The sequence below is a fragment of the Piezobacter thermophilus genome (genome assembly GCF_055386745.1).
This window is the reverse complement of the sequence record NZ_AP042380.1, coordinates 2713648-2729777: the sequence shown is the minus strand read 5'-3', so window position 1 is coordinate 2729777 and position 16130 is coordinate 2713648. Positions and strand designations below refer to the sequence as shown.

General features: G+C 66.5%; 16 protein-coding genes and 1 riboswitch. Of the genes, 9 read left to right on the top strand and 7 right to left on the bottom strand.

Going from position 1 to position 16130, the window contains the following annotated elements; translation table 11 throughout:
* The 3 genes from fghA to ACZ5CM_RS13155 all read right to left on the bottom strand — a co-directional run bounded on the left by fghA (window position 1) and on the right by ACZ5CM_RS13155 (window position 2581).
* Window positions 1-831 carry an S-formylglutathione hydrolase gene (gene fghA, locus ACZ5CM_RS13165; RefSeq protein ID WP_464642612.1) on the bottom strand — a complete coding sequence of 277 codons (831 nt, stop codon included), beginning with the start codon at window positions 829-831 and terminating at the stop codon, window positions 1-3.
* 129 nt (window positions 832-960) lie between these two features.
* On the bottom strand, window positions 961-1578 hold the full coding sequence (locus tag ACZ5CM_RS13160) for a thioredoxin family protein (protein ID WP_464639226.1): 618 nt from the start codon (window positions 1576-1578) through the stop codon (window positions 961-963).
* 136 nt (window positions 1579-1714) lie between these two features.
* Complete coding sequence (locus tag ACZ5CM_RS13155) at window positions 1715-2581, bottom strand: hypothetical protein (protein WP_464639225.1); 867 nt, start codon at window positions 2579-2581, stop codon at window positions 1715-1717.
* Window positions 2582-2708: 127 nt separating this feature from the next.
* On the opposite strand from ACZ5CM_RS13155, the gene miaB reads away from it, so the two are divergent.
* The 4 genes from miaB (at window position 2709) to ACZ5CM_RS13135 (ending at window position 6319) form a co-directional block, all read left to right on the top strand.
* Window positions 2709-4034, top strand: a complete 1326-nt coding sequence (miaB, locus tag ACZ5CM_RS13150) for a tRNA (N6-isopentenyl adenosine(37)-C2)-methylthiotransferase MiaB (protein ID WP_464639224.1) — start codon at window positions 2709-2711, stop codon at window positions 4032-4034.
* 305 nt (window positions 4035-4339) lie between these two features.
* Complete coding sequence (locus ACZ5CM_RS13145; RefSeq protein ID WP_464642610.1) at window positions 4340-4858, top strand: OmpA family protein; 519 nt, start codon at window positions 4340-4342, stop codon at window positions 4856-4858.
* 9 nt (window positions 4859-4867) lie between these two features.
* Window positions 4868-5164, top strand: a complete 297-nt coding sequence (locus ACZ5CM_RS13140; RefSeq protein WP_464639223.1) for a hypothetical protein — start codon at window positions 4868-4870, stop codon at window positions 5162-5164.
* A gap of 147 nt (window positions 5165-5311) precedes the next feature.
* Window positions 5312-6319, top strand: coding sequence for a PhoH family protein (locus ACZ5CM_RS13135; RefSeq protein WP_464639222.1), 1008 nt, complete (start codon window positions 5312-5314; stop codon window positions 6317-6319).
* A 73-nt stretch (window positions 6320-6392) separates the two neighbouring features.
* Here ACZ5CM_RS13135 and ACZ5CM_RS13130 read toward each other — a convergent pair whose 3' ends face one another.
* Both ACZ5CM_RS13130 and ACZ5CM_RS13125 read right to left on the bottom strand, forming a co-directional pair.
* A complete protein-coding gene (locus ACZ5CM_RS13130; protein ID WP_464639221.1) occupies window positions 6393-7037 on the bottom strand; it encodes a Fe2+-dependent dioxygenase in 645 nt (214 codons plus the stop codon).
* Between the two features lie 4 nt (window positions 7038-7041).
* The gene (locus tag ACZ5CM_RS13125) at window positions 7042-7881 is read right to left on the bottom strand and encodes a hypothetical protein (RefSeq protein ID WP_464639220.1); all 840 of its coding nucleotides are present in this window, start codon (window positions 7879-7881) and stop codon (window positions 7042-7044) included.
* Window positions 7882-7988: 107 nt separating this feature from the next.
* Here ACZ5CM_RS13125 and ybeY point away from each other — a divergent pair, with 107 nt between their 5' ends.
* The 4 genes from ybeY (at window position 7989) to metK (ending at window position 12230) form a co-directional block, all read left to right on the top strand.
* Window positions 7989-8504: an rRNA maturation RNase YbeY gene (gene ybeY, locus ACZ5CM_RS13120; protein ID WP_464639219.1), complete on the top strand. Its 516-nt coding sequence runs from the start codon at window positions 7989-7991 to the stop codon at window positions 8502-8504.
* A 35-nt stretch (window positions 8505-8539) separates the two neighbouring features.
* Window positions 8540-9445 (top strand): hemolysin family protein, encoded by a 906-nt coding sequence (locus tag ACZ5CM_RS13115; RefSeq protein ID WP_464639218.1) that lies wholly within the window; start codon window positions 8540-8542, stop codon window positions 9443-9445.
* On the top strand, window positions 9442-10971 hold the full coding sequence (lnt, locus tag ACZ5CM_RS13110; RefSeq protein ID WP_464639217.1) for an apolipoprotein N-acyltransferase: 1530 nt from the start codon (window positions 9442-9444) through the stop codon (window positions 10969-10971). The genes ACZ5CM_RS13115 and lnt overlap by 4 nt, the downstream gene beginning before the upstream one ends.
* A gap of 32 nt (window positions 10972-11003) precedes the next feature.
* Window positions 11004-11054, top strand: a riboswitch (SAM-SAH riboswitch).
* Window positions 11055-11060: 6 nt separating this feature from the next.
* Window positions 11061-12230 (top strand): methionine adenosyltransferase, encoded by a 1170-nt coding sequence (gene metK, locus ACZ5CM_RS13105; RefSeq protein WP_464639216.1) that lies wholly within the window; start codon window positions 11061-11063, stop codon window positions 12228-12230.
* 28 nt (window positions 12231-12258) lie between these two features.
* On the opposite strand, the gene ACZ5CM_RS13100 is transcribed toward metK, so the two are convergent.
* A complete protein-coding gene (locus ACZ5CM_RS13100; protein WP_464639215.1) occupies window positions 12259-13647 on the bottom strand; it encodes a CapA family protein in 1389 nt (462 codons plus the stop codon).
* Between the two features lie 49 nt (window positions 13648-13696).
* Window positions 13697-14314 carry a TetR/AcrR family transcriptional regulator gene (locus ACZ5CM_RS13095; RefSeq protein ID WP_464639214.1) on the bottom strand — a complete coding sequence of 206 codons (618 nt, stop codon included), beginning with the start codon at window positions 14312-14314 and terminating at the stop codon, window positions 13697-13699.
* Between the two features lie 106 nt (window positions 14315-14420).
* Here ACZ5CM_RS13095 and ACZ5CM_RS13090 point away from each other — a divergent pair, with 106 nt between their 5' ends.
* On the top strand, window positions 14421-15983 hold the full coding sequence (locus ACZ5CM_RS13090) for a trimethylamine methyltransferase family protein (protein ID WP_464639213.1): 1563 nt from the start codon (window positions 14421-14423) through the stop codon (window positions 15981-15983).
* The last annotated feature ends 147 nt before the right edge of the window (window positions 15984-16130 follow it).

Below are 16130 nucleotides of genomic sequence, written 5' to 3'. Positions count from 1 at the left end.
TCAGCCCCACAACGCCTCGGCATGGAAGGCCACGTGATCTTCCATGAAGCTGGCGACAAAGAAATAGCTGTGGTCATAGCCCTTCTGGAACCGCAGCGTGGCCGACTGGCGGCGCGCGGCGATGGCGGCGGCCAGCGCTTCGGGGCGCAGCAGGTCGATGAACTGGTCATCGGTGCCGCTGTCGATCAGAAGCGGCACGTCGAGGCCCCGCTCGCGCATGAGCAGCGTCGCGTCGTGGCGTGCCCACGCGGCTTCGTCCCCGCCCAGATAGGCGCGAAACTGCTTGCGCCCCCAGTCCGACCCGGTCGGGTTGCAGATCGGCGCGAAGGCGGAGACCGAGCGGAACCGCCCCGGCAGGTTCATGGCCAGCGTCAGCGCCCCGTGCCCGCCCATGGAATGACCGGTGATCGCCTGCCGGTCGGGATCGATGGGGAAGGTTCCGGCCAGCAGTTCGGGCAGTTCCTCGGCCACATGATCCCACATGCGGAAATGCGCAGCCCACGGGGCCTGCGTCGCATTCACGTAGAACCCGGCCCCCTGTCCGAGGTCGTAATCCGGGCTGTCGGCCACGCCTTCTCCGCGCGGGCTGGTGTCGGGAAAGACGACGGCGATGCCCTGTTCGGCCGCCCAGCCCTGCGCACCGGCCTTGGTCATGGCGTTTTCATGGGTGCAGGTGAGGCCGGAAAGGTACCACAGCACCGGCACCGGGCCGTCGCGGGCCTCTTCTGGCAGGAACAGGCCGAAGGTCATGTCGCAGTCGCAGGCTTGCGAGCGGTAGCGGTAGACGCCTTGGGTCCCGCCGAAGCAGCGGTTTTCCGACAGGGTTTCCATCATGTGCCTCCCATCTGTCCGGCACATGGCTAGCGGGCGCCGGCGCGGGCGTCCAGAGCGTGCGCGCCGAACCGGCGGATTTCGCGGCGGGTGGCGGGCCGGGCGGGGCGTCATGCCTCGCCCGCGCCATCACTTCCAGAGTTCCACTTCGATCCCCTGTTCGCGCATCCGGTCGGCGCGCTCCTGCACGAAGCGCTGGAAATGCTGGGAGCGATACGTGTCCCCGGCGGCGAATTGGAGGCCGGACAGGAAGTGGAAGGGCTTGAAATAGCCGGGCATCCGGAAGGCTTCGGCCTCCGTCATCGATCTGGCGCCCATGTCGCGGCGGTTGATCAGCATGACCGTCGGGGTGAAGTTGACGAACCATTTCTTGGCCATCCGCTTTTCCGGCAGGGTCTCGCCGTCGAAATCGGTCACTTCGCGGTCGCCCCAGAGGTTCAACTGCACCACAAGGTAGTTGTCCTGCAGGAAGTCCACGATGTCCTTGCGGCGGAAATTCACCCGGTGCAGCTCGCGGCAATAGGGGCAGCCGCGCTGTTCCCACAGGATCATCAGGTTCTTGCCCTGCGCCTCCGCGTCGGCGAGGTCTTCGGACATGTCGAGGAACGAGGTGTGAAACCATTCCTGCGTATAGAGCCCGTCGGCATCCACGGGCGGTTCATACTCGTCGGTTTCCTGTGCGTGGGCGATGTTGGCGGCCGACGCGGCAGCAGCCAGCCCGGCAAGCACGGCGCGTCTGGAGATCATGGCGTTTTTCCTCCCCGGTGCGGCATTTCTCTTGCGTGGTTCGAATTATGAACCAGAAATGCCATTTTGAACAGGCCCGCGCGGCCGGCGCCGGGGGCAGGGGGGCGAAAACGGGCGCGTCACCGAAGCGGGCGGTTCAGAACCACTGACCCGGTTCCATCAGCCCCAGGTCCAGCAACTGCCGGGAATGCCATTCGAACCGGGTGGAATTGTGCCACCGAAAGGTGGGGATGTCGAAGGTCGAGCCGGGATTGCGCTTGAGCGCCTTGGCCACGCGGAACGAACAGATCGCTGCCGTCAGGTTGTGGTGCCAGGGGCAGGAATAGGTGTTGTATTCCTGATCGTTGAAGGTGTGATCGGGCAGCAGCTCCAGCCCCGGCCTGGCCCGGAACAGGGCGATGCGGTCGATCTTGCGGCGGGGTTTGGGGACGTGTTCCTCGTAGCGCCACTTGAGCCCGCCGAAGAAATCGAGCTGCCGCTCGCGCGGGTGGCCGGTCTCGGGGTCGGGGCGGGCCAGGGCGTAATAGCCCGTGCGGTCCAGATGGGCCCGTTCCAGCGATACGGCATTCGGAAACTTCTCCAGGTCGTCGGCGTAAAGGTCGATGACATAGCACAGCATCGCATCGCGCCGTTCTTCGGCGTGAAAGGTCAGCATCTCGCCCACGCTGCGGGTTTCGCAGAACGGGTAGAACAGGTATTCGGCGTTGTAGCAGTAGTAGAACCACGTGCCGGGGGCGGCTGCGATCATCCGGTTGATCGCCTCGAATTCCGCGCCCCTCAGCCCGCAGTCGAAGGCGATGCGGTGGACCTTTTCCCCGACGTCCGCGGGCAGGTCGAAATCCTCGGGCATGAAGGCAAGCACCGACCGGAACCCGCAGGCGAGGTGATGGCGCAGGGTGGTGGCGACCTCCACCTCGTCCTCGACGAAGATCATCGCCACCGGCCCCTCGGCCAGAAGCGCCTTTTCCACCTTGAGAAAGGAATCGAAGGACGGGTGCCGCATGAACCGCTCCGCTTTGCCCTGCCTGCCATTTTTGCGGGAAGGTTCCGACAAATGCGCGCGCATTGCAAGGCCGCCGCGAAAGGTCTATGTGAAGCCGCCGAGCCCCGCAAACAGGAAGGCGCCGCACATGACCGCCCCCAAGAAGCTGTTCATCAAGACCTATGGCTGCCAGATGAACGTCTATGACAGCGAACGCATGGCCGAGGCGCTGGGCGGGCGGGGCTATGAGCAGACCGACCGGCCCGAAGAGGCCGACATGATTCTGCTCAACACCTGTCACATCCGGGAAAAGGCGGCCGAGAAGGTCTATTCCGAGCTGGGCCGCTTCAAGGGGCTCAAGGCGGCGCGCCCGGATCTGAAGATCGCCGTGGCCGGCTGCGTGGCTCAGGCCGAGGGCGAAGAGATCATGCGCCGCCAGCCGCTGGTGGACCTGGTGGTCGGACCGCAAAGCTATCACCGCCTGCCGGATCTCGAAGCCCGCGCGCGCGCAGGCGAAAAGGCGCTGGATACCGATTTCCCCGCCGAGGACAAGTTCGAGCATCTCGGCACCCGGCCCCGGGCGTCGCGTGGCCCCACCGCCTTTCTGACGGTGCAGGAGGGCTGCGACAAGTTCTGCGCCTTCTGCGTGGTGCCCTATACCCGCGGGGCCGAGGTCAGCCGCCCGGCCGGGCGCATCCTTGCCGAAGCCCGCGACCTGGTCGCGCGCGGCGTGCGCGAGATCACCCTGCTGGGTCAGAACGTGAATGCCTATCACGGCGCCGGGCCGGATGGCGCGGACTGGTCGCTGGCCCGGCTCATCCGCGAGATGCACCGCATTGACGGGCTGGCGCGCATCCGCTTCACCACCTCGCATCCCAACGACATGGCCGACGACCTGATCGCCGCCTTCGGCGAATGTGAGCGGCTGATGCCCTATCTTCACCTGCCGGTGCAGTCCGGCTCGGACCGGATCCTCAAGCGGATGAACCGCGGCCATACCGCCGAAGGTTATCTACGGCTGGTCGAGCGCATCCGCGCCGCCCGCCCCGACATCCTGCTTTCGGGCGATTTCATCGTCGGCTTTCCGGAGGAAACGGAAGCGGACTTTCAGGCCACGCTCGACCTGATCGAGGCGGTGGGCTACGGCCAGGCCTATTCGTTCAAGTACTCGCCGCGTCCCGGCACCCCGGCGGCCGAACGGGCGCAGGTCGCCCCCGATGAGGCCGCCGATCGCCTGCAGCGGCTTCAGGCGCTCATCACCCGCCAGCAGCGGGCGATTCAGGACGCCATGGTCGGGCGCGAGGTCGGCGTGCTGTTCGAGCGGCCGGGCCGCCTGCCGGGGCAGGTGGTGGGCAAGTCGGAATACCTGCACGCGGTCCATGTCCGCGACGGGCGTGCCCGGACCGGCGACATCGCGCGGGTGCGCATCACCGAGTCCGGGCCCAACTCGCTGTCTGGCGAGCTGGTCGGCTGAAAAAGTGCCGTAGGGGCGGGCTTTGCACCGCTGCACGGAAGGACGATGAAGCAGTCCCCAATCTTTGCGATATTATAGACAGTGCGCGCATATTTTTGTGAGTGTTCTGGGATGAGACACAATATGTGGTGAAATCTGCTTCACAAGCGGGTTCTACTTGCCTAACCTGTCGGCAATTCGTTTGTCGGGTCGTCCGCGCAGTCCGGGCGGGCACGCATTGCAGGGAAAAGGGTGAGGGACAAGTCGTGATTGAAAGCAGGATCTGCCGCATCGTCGCGGCCCTGGTGATTGCCGTGGCCTCGATCATGTCGGTCATTCCCGAGGTGGCCCACGCGGGCGCCGATGGCGGGCGGAAGGTCGTCAAGGGCGAAAGATACATGCCGACCATCTGGGTCGATCCCGACGGCTGCGAACACTGGGTCATGGATGACGGGGCCGAAGGCTACATGACCCCTCACGTGACCCGCGACGGCAAGCCGGTCTGCCGCACGATCAACCTGTGCGGTACCATGCCGACGGACCAGTTCTTCGCCACCGACAGCTATCGCATCAGCGCCGCCGGCAAACAGCGCCTGCGGGAATTCTTCAAGTCGGCCAATGCACGGGGTTTCATCATCAAGGGGCATACCGACAGCCGGGCCTCGGACGCCTATAATCTTCGATTGTCGAAGAACCGTGCCAACGCCGTGGCGAAGGTGGCCAGGAGCGTCGGCGCGAAGGTGTACGATGTTCAGGGCTTGGGCGAGCGCCAGCCGCGGGTGCCGAATACCTCGCCCGAGAACATGGCGAAGAATCGCCGCGTCGAAATCATGTGCGTGCAGTAGGGGGCGGTCATGGCACTTCTGAGAAACTTCGTGATCCTCGCCACTCTGGGGGCGACGGCCTGTGCGCCGATCCGGGACAAGACGGTGGACAATCAGCTTTTCGACAAGCACGACCTCAGCACGATGACCGCCGGCATCTGGGTCGATCCCACCGGATGCGACCACTGGATCATCGATGACGGCCTTGAAGGCTACCTTTCGCAGCGGCTCGACCGTGACGGCAAGCCGGTCTGCTCGGGCGTTGCCCCGCCGGGATATGCCGTGGGGCCGTTCAAGAAGCAGAACACCATTGCCGATTCGCTCTGAGGCGATACGGAATGGCGCGATATCCGGCCGCCCCGACCGCGGGGCGGTCATTTTTCGTCGCAACCGGGTGAAAATCGCGCGCCTTCGCTTGAATGGCGCGTCTGGAATTGGCACCTTCGAATCACACGGGCACATGAGGAGAACGGATTGGCCATCGGCGCGCTGACCCAGAACCGCGGTACCGACACGCCGCACGAAGTGCGGATCGAATTCCCCGACAACCGGTTGCTGATCGACCTGTGCGGCGAATACGACCGGAACCTTGCCGAAATCGAAAGAAAGACGGGCGTTCAGATCGTCCGGCGCGGCAATCAGCTTGTGGTGATGGGCGACGAAGAGGCGCAGAAGCAGGCCGTCGAGGTGCTCGAGGCGCTCTACGACCGGCTCGAGGCCGGGCGCGAGGTTGCCGCCGCCGACATCGACCGCGAACTGCGCATGGGCGGCGCCGAATCTGCTCCCGGCGGCGAACAGCTGGAAATGTTCAGGGGCGGCAAGGTCGAGATCAGGACCCGCCGCAAGGTGGTCGAGCCGCGCACCGAGGCGCAGAAGGCCTATGTCCTTTCGCTCTACGAGAACGAGCTTGCCTTCGGCATCGGTCCGGCCGGGACCGGCAAGACCTATCTCGCCGTGGCCGTGGGCGTGTCCATGTTCATCGGCGGGCTGGTGGATCGGATCATCCTTTCGCGCCCGGCGGTCGAGGCGGGCGAGAAACTGGGCTACCTGCCCGGCGACATGAAGGAAAAGGTCGATCCCTACATGCAGCCGCTCTATGACGCGCTGAACGATTTCCTGCCGGGCAAGCAGTTGGCCAAGCTGATGGAGGACAAGCGGATCGAAATCGCGCCGCTGGCCTTCATGCGCGGGCGAACGCTGTCGAACGCCTTCGTCGTGCTGGACGAGGCGCAAAATGCAACCACCATGCAGATGAAGATGTTTCTCACCCGTCTGGGAGAAGGCTCGCGCATGGTCGTCACCGGCGACCGCAGCCAGGTCGATCTGCCGCGCGGCATGCCTTCGGGGCTGGCCGATGCCGAACGTCTGCTGAAATCGGTGCCGGGGATCGGCTTCAACTACTTCACCTCGGCCGATGTCGTCCGCCACCCGCTGGTCGCGGCGATCATCGAAGCCTACGACGCCGACAGCCGCCGGACCTGACCGCGCTCTGCCCTTCCTCTTGCTGAAAATACTCCGGGGGAGCGGGGGCAGAGCCCCCGCCTGCAACGCGGCCTTACACCGCCCACATCCGCAACAGATTCGACCGCGCCTTCGACAGGAGAACCCTGCGCTCTTCGCCTTCCGCCCAGTCGATCGCCCGCCACAGATCGAACAGGATTTCCCGCTTCTGCGGATCGGGCACCCAGCTCGTGACCCAGCCGATCACCACGAGACGACAGCCCGAAACCACCGGGTTGACCCGGTGCAGCGTGTTCGACGGATAAACGATCGCTTCACCCGGTCCCAGCTTGAAGGCCCGGTCCTCGACCCGGTCGCCGATCACCAGTTCCCCCCCTTCATAGCTGTCGGGCGGAGACAGGAACAGGGTGAAGGACACGTCCGCCCGGGCGCCAGCGATCAGGGCGTTGTCCACATGGTTGCCATACTGCCCGCCGTTCTCGGTGCGCGACACGATCATCCTGGCCACCGCCTTGGGACAGGCCGCCGCCTGGAAAAGGGGATGAGCCAGCAATGCCGAGCGCACCTTCTCCAGGACCGCATCGGTGCGCGGCCCCGGCACTGCCTGAAGATTGTCCTTGACGGCCCGCGCGACGGGTCCGGCGCTGGCCCTGCCGTCCTCGAAGTCCAGCGTCAGGACCGCTTCGCGCAGCACCTGCGCCTCGGTTGCGCTCAGCACGTCGCTCAGAACGATCGGCATCGGATCACTTCAGTTGCAGTGAGATGATCTCGATCCAGCCGGCCGCTCCATAGAGCACCGACGGATCCCCCTCCACGCGCGAGGCCGACAGCGATGGCAGCAGCGGTGCCACCTTGTCCAGCTGTCCGAGCACCGCGCGCCCGGCACCGGCCACTGCTGCATCCTCGGATGCCGCCAGGGCCTCGGCCCGGGCCCGCGCAGTGGCGACAAACCCCCATGCGTCGCGGTATTCGGGGGCAAAGGTGACCTGGCCGTCCTTCACGCCGCCGTCGAAATCGGCGGCTGCTGCGGCAACCAGCGCCCTGATCGAGAGCACCCGGTCGCGCGGTGAGACCTGTGCCGCCGTCCGTGCCGCGTCGATGGCCGCCAGAAGAGCGGCTTTGCGCTGTGCCACGGTCGCGGCGTCGGCTCCGCCCGCCACCGCCTCGGCAAAGGCGCGGGCCTTGTCCTCGAAAGGCGGGGCGCCGAACGTCTTCAGGTCGTCCCTCACTTCGTCGTAATCGGCATGGTGCGCGTTTTCCAAGTGCTCTTGCGCCTGCGCCACCAGGCCTTCTGCGTAAAGCCCGCCGACAATCCGCATGGTTGCCTCGAACATGCCCAGTTCGGTCAGGAAGCCCGCCGGCCCGTTGGTGCGGGAAACGCCGCTTTCGCCTGCCTCTCCCGCTTCGCCCGCTTCTCCGGCCTCCACCGCAGGCGGCAGCACCACGCCTGCCTCTCCGGCCTCGCCGCCGTCGCCGGCCGCAAGGGCGGGCGAAACCTGTGCCGCCGCCAGCCCGGTGGCCGCAATCAGCATCCACTTGCGCGGCTCGACCAGCCGAAAGTCGCTCTTGCCAGGCCTTGTCATGCTTGCGCCCCCAATTTCCGAGTTTTTTTATCGGATAAGTCCTCCGCCTTCCTCCGTCAACCGAAAATCCCCTGTCCTCCGGCGAAGGACCGGGATAGTTTGCCGGCATGAACGATATCCCGACAATCGAGCTGACCATTGACGACGACCGCTGGAATGCACTGGACCTTGCCGCGCTGGCCCGGCGCGCCCTGTCCGGGGCGCTGGCGTTCCCCGAGTTGGGGGTGGAAATGCAATGCGAGGTCAGCCTGCTGGCCACCGATGATGCCCGCATCGCCGAACTCAACGGCGAATTCCGCGGTCGGCCGGCGCCCACCAATGTGCTCAGTTGGCCCGCGCAGGACCTGGCCCCGCAACGGGCCGGCGAGCGCCCCGCTCCGCCACGACCCGATTTCACCGGCGAGATCGCCCTTGGCGACATCGCGATTTCCTTCGACACCTGCGCCCGCGAGGCCAGCGCCGCAGGCAAGCCGATGGAGGACCACGTGACCCATCTGCTCGTCCACGGTCTGCTGCACCTGCTGGGCTATGACCATGTCCGTGACCCGGATGCCACTTTGATGGAGGGGCTGGAGACGCGGATACTTGGCAGACTGGGCATCGAAGACCCATATAGGGGATGATCGGGGCCGGATCGGCCCGTTTTGGAAAAGGATCGATGGACGGATCAGACAGTGGCGCCCACGCGCAGCCGGCAAGGGCGGCGGGCGCGCGGACCGACGAGGGCGAAAGTCCCGGCGACGGGTCGGGAAAACCCGGTTTCTTCGGACGCATCATCGAGGCCCTGACCCAGGGCGAGGACAGGCGGGACGAGGGCGATGCCGCCCGCGAAGGGGTCCGCGACAATCCGCGTGGCATGATGAACCTGCGGCGGCTGCGGGTCGAGGACGTGGCGATTCCCACCGTCGAGATCGTCGCCGTGCCCGATACCATCGGTCTGGACGAACTGGTGCAGGTGTTTCGCGAAAGCGGGCTCAGCCGGATCCCCGTCTATGAAGGCACGCTGGACCGGCCGCTGGGATTCGTCCACCTCAAGGATCTGGCGCTGACCCACGGATTCAATTGCGAAGAGCGGGAATTCGACCTGCGCTCCATGCTGCGCCCGCTGCTGTTCGTGCCGCCCTCGATGCCCATCGGTGTGCTGTTGGCCAAGATGCAGGCGGAACGGCGCCACATGGCGCTGGTGATCGACGAATATGGCGGGGTGGACGGGCTGGTGACCATCGAGGACCTGATCGAACAGGTGGTGGGCGAAATCGAGGACGAACACGACACCGAGGAAGATCGCACCTGGGTCAGGGAAAAGCCGGGCTGCTACGTGGCGCTGGCAAAGACCCCGCTGGAGGAATTCGAGGCCGAGATCGGCCGTTCCCTGACCGCGCATGAGGACGTGGACGAGGAAGAGATCGACACCCTGGGCGGGCTGGTCTTCATGCTTTCCGGGCGGGTGCCCGCGCGCGGAGAGGTGATCGTGCACCCCGACGGCACCGAGTTCGAGGTGATGGATGCCGATCCCCGCCGGATCAAGCGGCTGCGCGTGCGCCTGCCGGAGGCTGCCGCGTGACGGCCTTGCACCGCTGGCCGCTGTGGCTGCGCATGGGCGCGGCTGCGCTGCTCGGGGCGCTGGCTGCGCTGGGGCTGGCGCCCTGGGGCTGGTGGCCGCTGACGCTGGCGGGGCTGGCGGCGATGCCTGCCCTGCTGCTTTTCGCCGAGACACCGTGGCGCGCGGCGTTGCCGGGCTGGGCTTTCGGGGCGGGCTATTTCGCCCGGGCGCTGACATGGATCGTCGAGCCGTTCTTCGTCGAACCGGACCGCTATGGCTGGATGGCGCCCTTCGCGCTGATCTTCATGGCCGGGGGGCTGGCGCTGTTCTGGGGGGCGGCGTTCTGGGCCGCACACCGGCTGGCGCGGGGGGCGGGGGCGCGGGTCGGGCTTCTGATCCTTGCCTTCGGGCTGGCCGAATTCGGCCGCGCCTATCTGCTGACCGGCTTTCCCTGGGCGGGGCTTGCGCAGATCTGGACCGATACCCGCGTGGCGGCGCTGCTGGCGTGGATCGGGCCGCACGGGCTGGGGCTGGCGACGCTGGCAGTGGCGCTGCCGCCGGGGCTTGCCCTGGTGCATGGGCGGCGGCCGCGTGCGGTGCTGGCCGGGCTGATCCCGGCGGGGCTGCTGGTGCTGGCCGGGCTTGCCGCAGTGCGGGCGCAGCCCGATGTCGTCCCGACCGGCAAGACCGTGCGCCTGATCCAGCCCAACGCCCGGCAGGACCGCAAATGGGATCCCGCCTGGATCCCCGTCTATTTCCGCCGGCAGGTGGATTTCACCGCCGCGCCGGGCAGGGACGGGGCACGGCCGGACCTGATCGTCTGGCCCGAAAGCGCGGTGCCGGTGCTGCTGAACGATGCGGACGCGGCCTTTGCGGCCATCGCCCGGGCGGCGGACGGGGTGCCGGTGGCGCTGGGCATCCAGCGGCGCGAGGGGGCGCGGATCTACAATTCGCTGGTGGTGCTGGACGAGGCCGGCCGTGCCGCCGGTATCTATGACAAGCAACACCTCGTGCCCTTCGGCGAATACATCCCCTTCGGCGATCTGGCGGCACGCTTCGGGTTGCGCGGTTTCGCCGCACGCGAGGGGCAGGGCTACACGCCCGGCCCCGGCCCGAAGCTGCTGGAGCTGGGCGCGCTGGGCAGCGCGCTGCCGCTGATCTGCTACGAGGCGGTCTTTCCCCAGGACGTGAACGGCGCACCCGGGCGTCCGCGAATGCTGTTGCAGATCACCAATGACGCATGGTTCGGAACCCGCTCGGGGCCCTGGCAGCACCTGGCGCAGGCGCGGATGCGGGCCATTGAACAGGGCCTGCCGATGATCCGCGTGGCCAATACCGGAATCTCGGCCATGATCGACCCGCTGGGGCGCATCACCCGCAGCCTGCCGCTGGGACAGGCTGGGTATCTCGACGCCGAATTGCCGGCGCCTCTGGCACCGACCCTTTATTCCCGCACCGGCGATTCGCCGGTCTTCCTGCTGCTTCTGGCACTGGCCGGGGTCGTCGTCATGCAACAACGTGCCCATGCCCGCCAAAAGGGGAGTTGACCCCGCAGGGGGCGCCGCGTAACTGGACCCCTGACCCGTCACAACGGCTTCCTGGCGTGGCGGGGTTACACACCAATGGAGCACCTTTCATGTCCCGCAAGAACTACATCTTCACCTCGGAATCCGTCTCCGAGGGCCACCCCGACAAGGTTTGCGACCGCATTTCCGACGCCGTTCTGGATGCCTTCCTGACCGAAGACCCCTATGCGCGCGTCGCGTGCGAAACCTTTGCCACCACCGACCGCGTCGTGATCGGTGGCGAGGTGCGCGGCCCTGCCAGCGTGATCCAGCGCGTCGAGGAGATCGCGCGTTACTGCGTGCGGGACATCGGCTATGAGCAGGAGGGCTTTCACTGGGCCAACCTGAAGGTGGACAGCTACCTGCATGCCCAGAGCGCCGACATTGCCCAGGGCGTCGATGCCTCGGGCGACAAGGACGAGGGCGCCGGCGACCAGGGCATCATGTTCGGCTATGCCACCAACGAGACCGAAGCGCTGATGCCGGCCCCGATCCAGTATGCCCACGCGATCCTGCGCCGGCTGGCCGAGGTGCGCAAGAACGGCACCGAGCCCGCGCTGGGCCCGGACGCCAAGTCGCAGCTTTCGGTGATCTACCGCGACGGCCGTCCGGTGGGGGTAAGCTCGGTCGTTCTTTCGACCCAGCATCTCGACCCGGAACTGACCAGCGACGACATCCGCGAAATCGTCGCGCCCTATATCCGTGAAACCCTGCCCGACGGCTGGCTGACCAACGAAACCGAATGGCACGTCAACCCCACGGGCAAGTTCGTGATCGGCGGGCCGGACGGCGATGCGGGCCTGACCGGGCGCAAGATCATCGTCGATACCTATGGCGGCGCGGCCCCTCATGGGGGCGGTGCGTTTTCGGGCAAGGATCCCACCAAGGTGGACCGCTCGGCGGCCTATGCTGCGCGCTATGTCGCCAAGAACATCGTCGCCGCCGGCCTGGCCGACCGCTGCACGCTGCAGCTGAGCTATGCCATCGGGGTTTCCAAGCCGCTGTCGATCTACGTGGATACCCACGGCACCGGTCGCGACGTGCCGGATGCCGAGATCGAAAAGGCCGTGGGCAAGATCATCGACCTCAGCCCGCGCGGCATCCGCGAACATCTGAAGCTGAACAAGCCGATCTATCAGCGTACCGCGGCCTACGGCCATTTCGGCCGCGAACCCGATGCCGAGGGCGGCTTCAGCTGGGAGCGGACCGACCTCGTGGACGCGCTGAAAAAGGCGATCTGACCCCTGCGAGGACCAACCGGCGCGCCGGTTACCGGGCCGCCGGGCCCTCGCGGACCCATCCCGGCCCGAGCACCAGCCCGGCGTATTCCGCGGCCCGCTCGGCTTGTCCGGCCGGCAGCGGGCTGCCGCCGGGGGCAGGATGCGCCGACAGCTTTTCGAGTCGCGTCTCCACCTTGCCGTTGACGGCTGTGCAGTTGCGCAGCACGGGGGTGAGGCGGACCTTCTCCACATAGGTCCGCGTCTCACCCTGCCACGTCCCCTTGGCGAGCTTGAGGTTGAGGATCAGGCTGAGCGCAACATGCGGGGCCATGAAGCCCCATGTGAGAGTGCCCAGCGAATAGGCGATCACCGCGATCCGGTCCGGGTCGCGCCGGGTGCGGTAGAACTCGACCGGCTGGATGACGTGCGGGTGATGCGAGATGATGGCATCCGCCCCGTATTCGGTCAGCTCGCGGGCGGCGGCGATCTGGGCGTTGCGGGGGAAGAATTCGAACTCGTAGCCCCAGTGGAGCGAGGCAATCACGAAATCGCAGCCCTGTTCGCGGCAGTCGTCGATCTGGCGCCGGAGCAGGGTCAGGTCCGGCGCCCGCCCCTTGGGAACGAGCGGCGCGACGTGGATCCGGTAGCGCTCCTCCTCGGGCAGCGCGTGCCCGTTCAGCCCGAACCCGGCGGCGGCGAAGCCGATGCGGATGCCGTTGCGCTCCAGCACCATGCCGCGCCCGTAGCTGCTCGGCGTGCGGTTGGTGCCCAGATCGGCAATGCCCGCCGCGTCCATCGCCGCAAGCGTGGTTTCGAGCCCCTTCAGCCCCAGGTCGAAAATGTGGTTGTTGGCGGTGTGCAGAAGGGTAAAGCTTCGGTCGCCGTGCCGTGTCATCACCTCGAAATGGCGAGGGGCGCAGCATTCGATCGACGGACCCGTATCGCCGATCACCTCCTCCATCAGCGGCTGCGTCGTCACCGGTGATTCGAGGTTGGCCATGGAGATGTCCTGATCGAACAGCAGGTCGGCGACCCCTTCGAACAGGATGCCGACCGATTCCTCGATGTCCCAGACGCGAAGAAGATCGCCGGCCGCGCCGATGGTGACCGAGGCCGCGGGCTCGAACCCCTCGGGCAGGCGGACAGTGCCGGGATCGCGGTTCATCTCCCCGCCCGGCGGCGGCGCCGGTTCGGGCCGGGCGACTGGGTTTTTCGACTTGTGGATCCAGTAAAGCGAATCGAGCGGTCCCATCTCCTCGCTTGCGGCGGCGGCGTTGCGCAGCGGTGTTCGCCAGAAGCCCAACCGCTCGGCCAGCCCCGTCACCACGGGGATGATCAGCCGCGATGATGCAGAGGTGATGTGCAGCACCTCGGCCGGCGTGGATGGAAGCGGTGGCTTCATCATCTCCTCCTGCCCTGCGGCGAACGGCACGGCCATCGAACCACGCGACCGGGGCCGGCGTCAAAGGAAACGGGTCGGGGAGGGATCAGTCGCGATGCCGTGCGAGGAACCGGCGGATGTCGCTGTCCGACGGCTTGACCCCCGTGAACACCTCGACATAGGCCGGCATCCGGGCGATCCGCGCCGCGCGATCCTCGCTCACCCGCATCGAGATATATCCGATCTGGGTATAGATCACGGTCATGGCGCGCACCTCGGCCTCGGCCCGCGCATAGCCGAAGCGGGTGAACATCGCCTCGATCGCTGCCTTGCGCCGGGCATCGGCACGGTCCAGCCGTTCCTGCAGGGCCGGATCGTTGCGCGCCCAGTTGCGGATGGCCAGATCGAGCCCCGCGTCGAACAGCGCGTCGTCGAGCCAGCAGTCGAACAGGTTGAACATCGCCTCGCAGATGTTTTCCGCATAGGCCTCGCAGCGCGCCACGAGCTGTCCGGTATTGCGTTCCTCCCAGCGTCGAACCAGGGCCTCCAGCAGGGCGTCGCGGTCCTTGAAATGCCAGTAGAAGCTTGTGCGCGACAGGCCCAGCCGCTGCGCCAGCGGCATCACCTTGACCGCCTCCACGCCGGCCTCTTTCAGCAACGCGCAGGCGCCGCGCAGCCACGCCTCTTCCGATCCGCGCTGGCGGGATGTGGTCTTCATGTCCATGCCGAGCCCTTAACAGCGGCCGGTCGGTTCAGCAACAAACTTGACATGATAGTAGCTATGCTCGACACATATGTCGAGAAATCGGTTCGCGACGGGAGGAGTGGCGATGACGGCGACCGGGGCGCCGGGAACGGTGCGGCGGCGGGCACGGCGCGGGCGGACCGGCGGAGGGGCCGCGCCCAACGCTCATCTTCGGGTGCCGTGGATCACCCGGCGCATTCCGCCCCACGACCTTCTGGACGAGGACAGCCTCGAGCGGATCGAGCGGACCGCCGAGCGTATCCTCGCCGAGATCGGTATCGAGTTCCGGGACGATCCGGAGACCGTGCGCCTTTTTCGTGAAGCCGGGGGAGAGGTGCGGGAGATCTCGAAAGAGGTCTGGAACATCCGGTTCGAGCCGGGAATGATCCGGGAGATCCTGAAATCGGCGCCAGCGCGCTTCACCCAGCACGCGCGCAATCCGGCCAACTCGGTCGAGATCGGCGGCGACGCGGTGGTCTTCGCGCCCTCCTACGGCTCGCCCTTCGTGATGGATCTGGACCGCGGCCGCCGCTACGGCACGATCGAGGATTTCCGGAACTTCGTGAAGCTGGGTCAATCCTCGCCCTGGCTGCACCATTCGGGCGGCACGATCTGCGAACCCACCGACATCGCGGTGAACAAGCGCCATCTCGACATGGTCCATGCCCATATCCTCTATTCCGACCGGGCGTTCCTGGGCTCGGTCACCGCGCCGGAACGTGCCGCTGATTCGATCGAGATGTGCCGGATCCTGTTCGGTGCGGATTTCGTTGACCGGAACTGCGTCATCATGGGCAATTTCAACACCACCTCGCCGCTGGTGATCGACGGGGTGACCTCGCGCGGCATCCGCACCTATGCCGTGGCGGGGCAGGGCTCCATTCACCTGCCGTTTCTTCTGGGCGGGGCGGTTTCGCCCCTGACCATGGCCGGATCGGTGGCGCAGTGCCTTGCCGAAAGCATGACCTCCTGCGCCATCGCCCAGCTTGTCCGCCCCGGCGCGCCCGTGGTGCTGGGTTCGTTCCAGTCCACCATGTCGCTGCGTTCGGGCTCGCCCACCTTTGGCACGCCCGAGGCGGCGCTGGGCTCGCTGGCGATGGGACAACTTGCCCGGCGGCTGAACCTGCCGCTGCGCTGCGCGGGCAATTTCACCAATTCCAAGCTGCCCGATGCGCAGGCGATGAGCCAGGGGCTGATGTCGATGCTGTCGGCGGTGCAAAGCGGGGCGCACTACATCCTGCACTCGGCCGGGTTCCTCGACGGGCTGCTGTCCATGTCCTACGAGAAGTTCGTGATCGACACCGACCTTTGCGGCGCCCTGCACGCGTATCTGCGCGGGATCGAGGTGAACGAGGATGCGCTGGGTTTCGAGGCTCTGACCGAATGCGGGCCGGGGCAGCATCTATTTTCGACGGCCCACACCCTGCGCCACTACCAGAGCGCCTATTGGGACAGTGCTCTGGACGACAACCAGCCCTGGGAGACGTGGGATGAGCAGGGAAGGAGCGACATGGCTGCCCGCGCCAATGCCCGCTGGAAGAAGCTGTTGGCGGAATACGAAGCCCCGCCGCTGGATGAGGGAATCGATGAAGGCCTGCGGGATTTCATTGCCCGGAAGAAGGAGGCGGTCCCGGATGTCTGGTACTGAGGGGATCGGATCGCTTGCGCGATCCGATCGAGGCAGGGGGCGTTGCCCCCCGCACCCCCCAGAGTATTTCCGGCAAGAGGAAGGCTAAAATCACCTCTCTTCCTCTTGCCAGAAATACTCCCGCCGGAGGTATTGTGACGCGCTGCA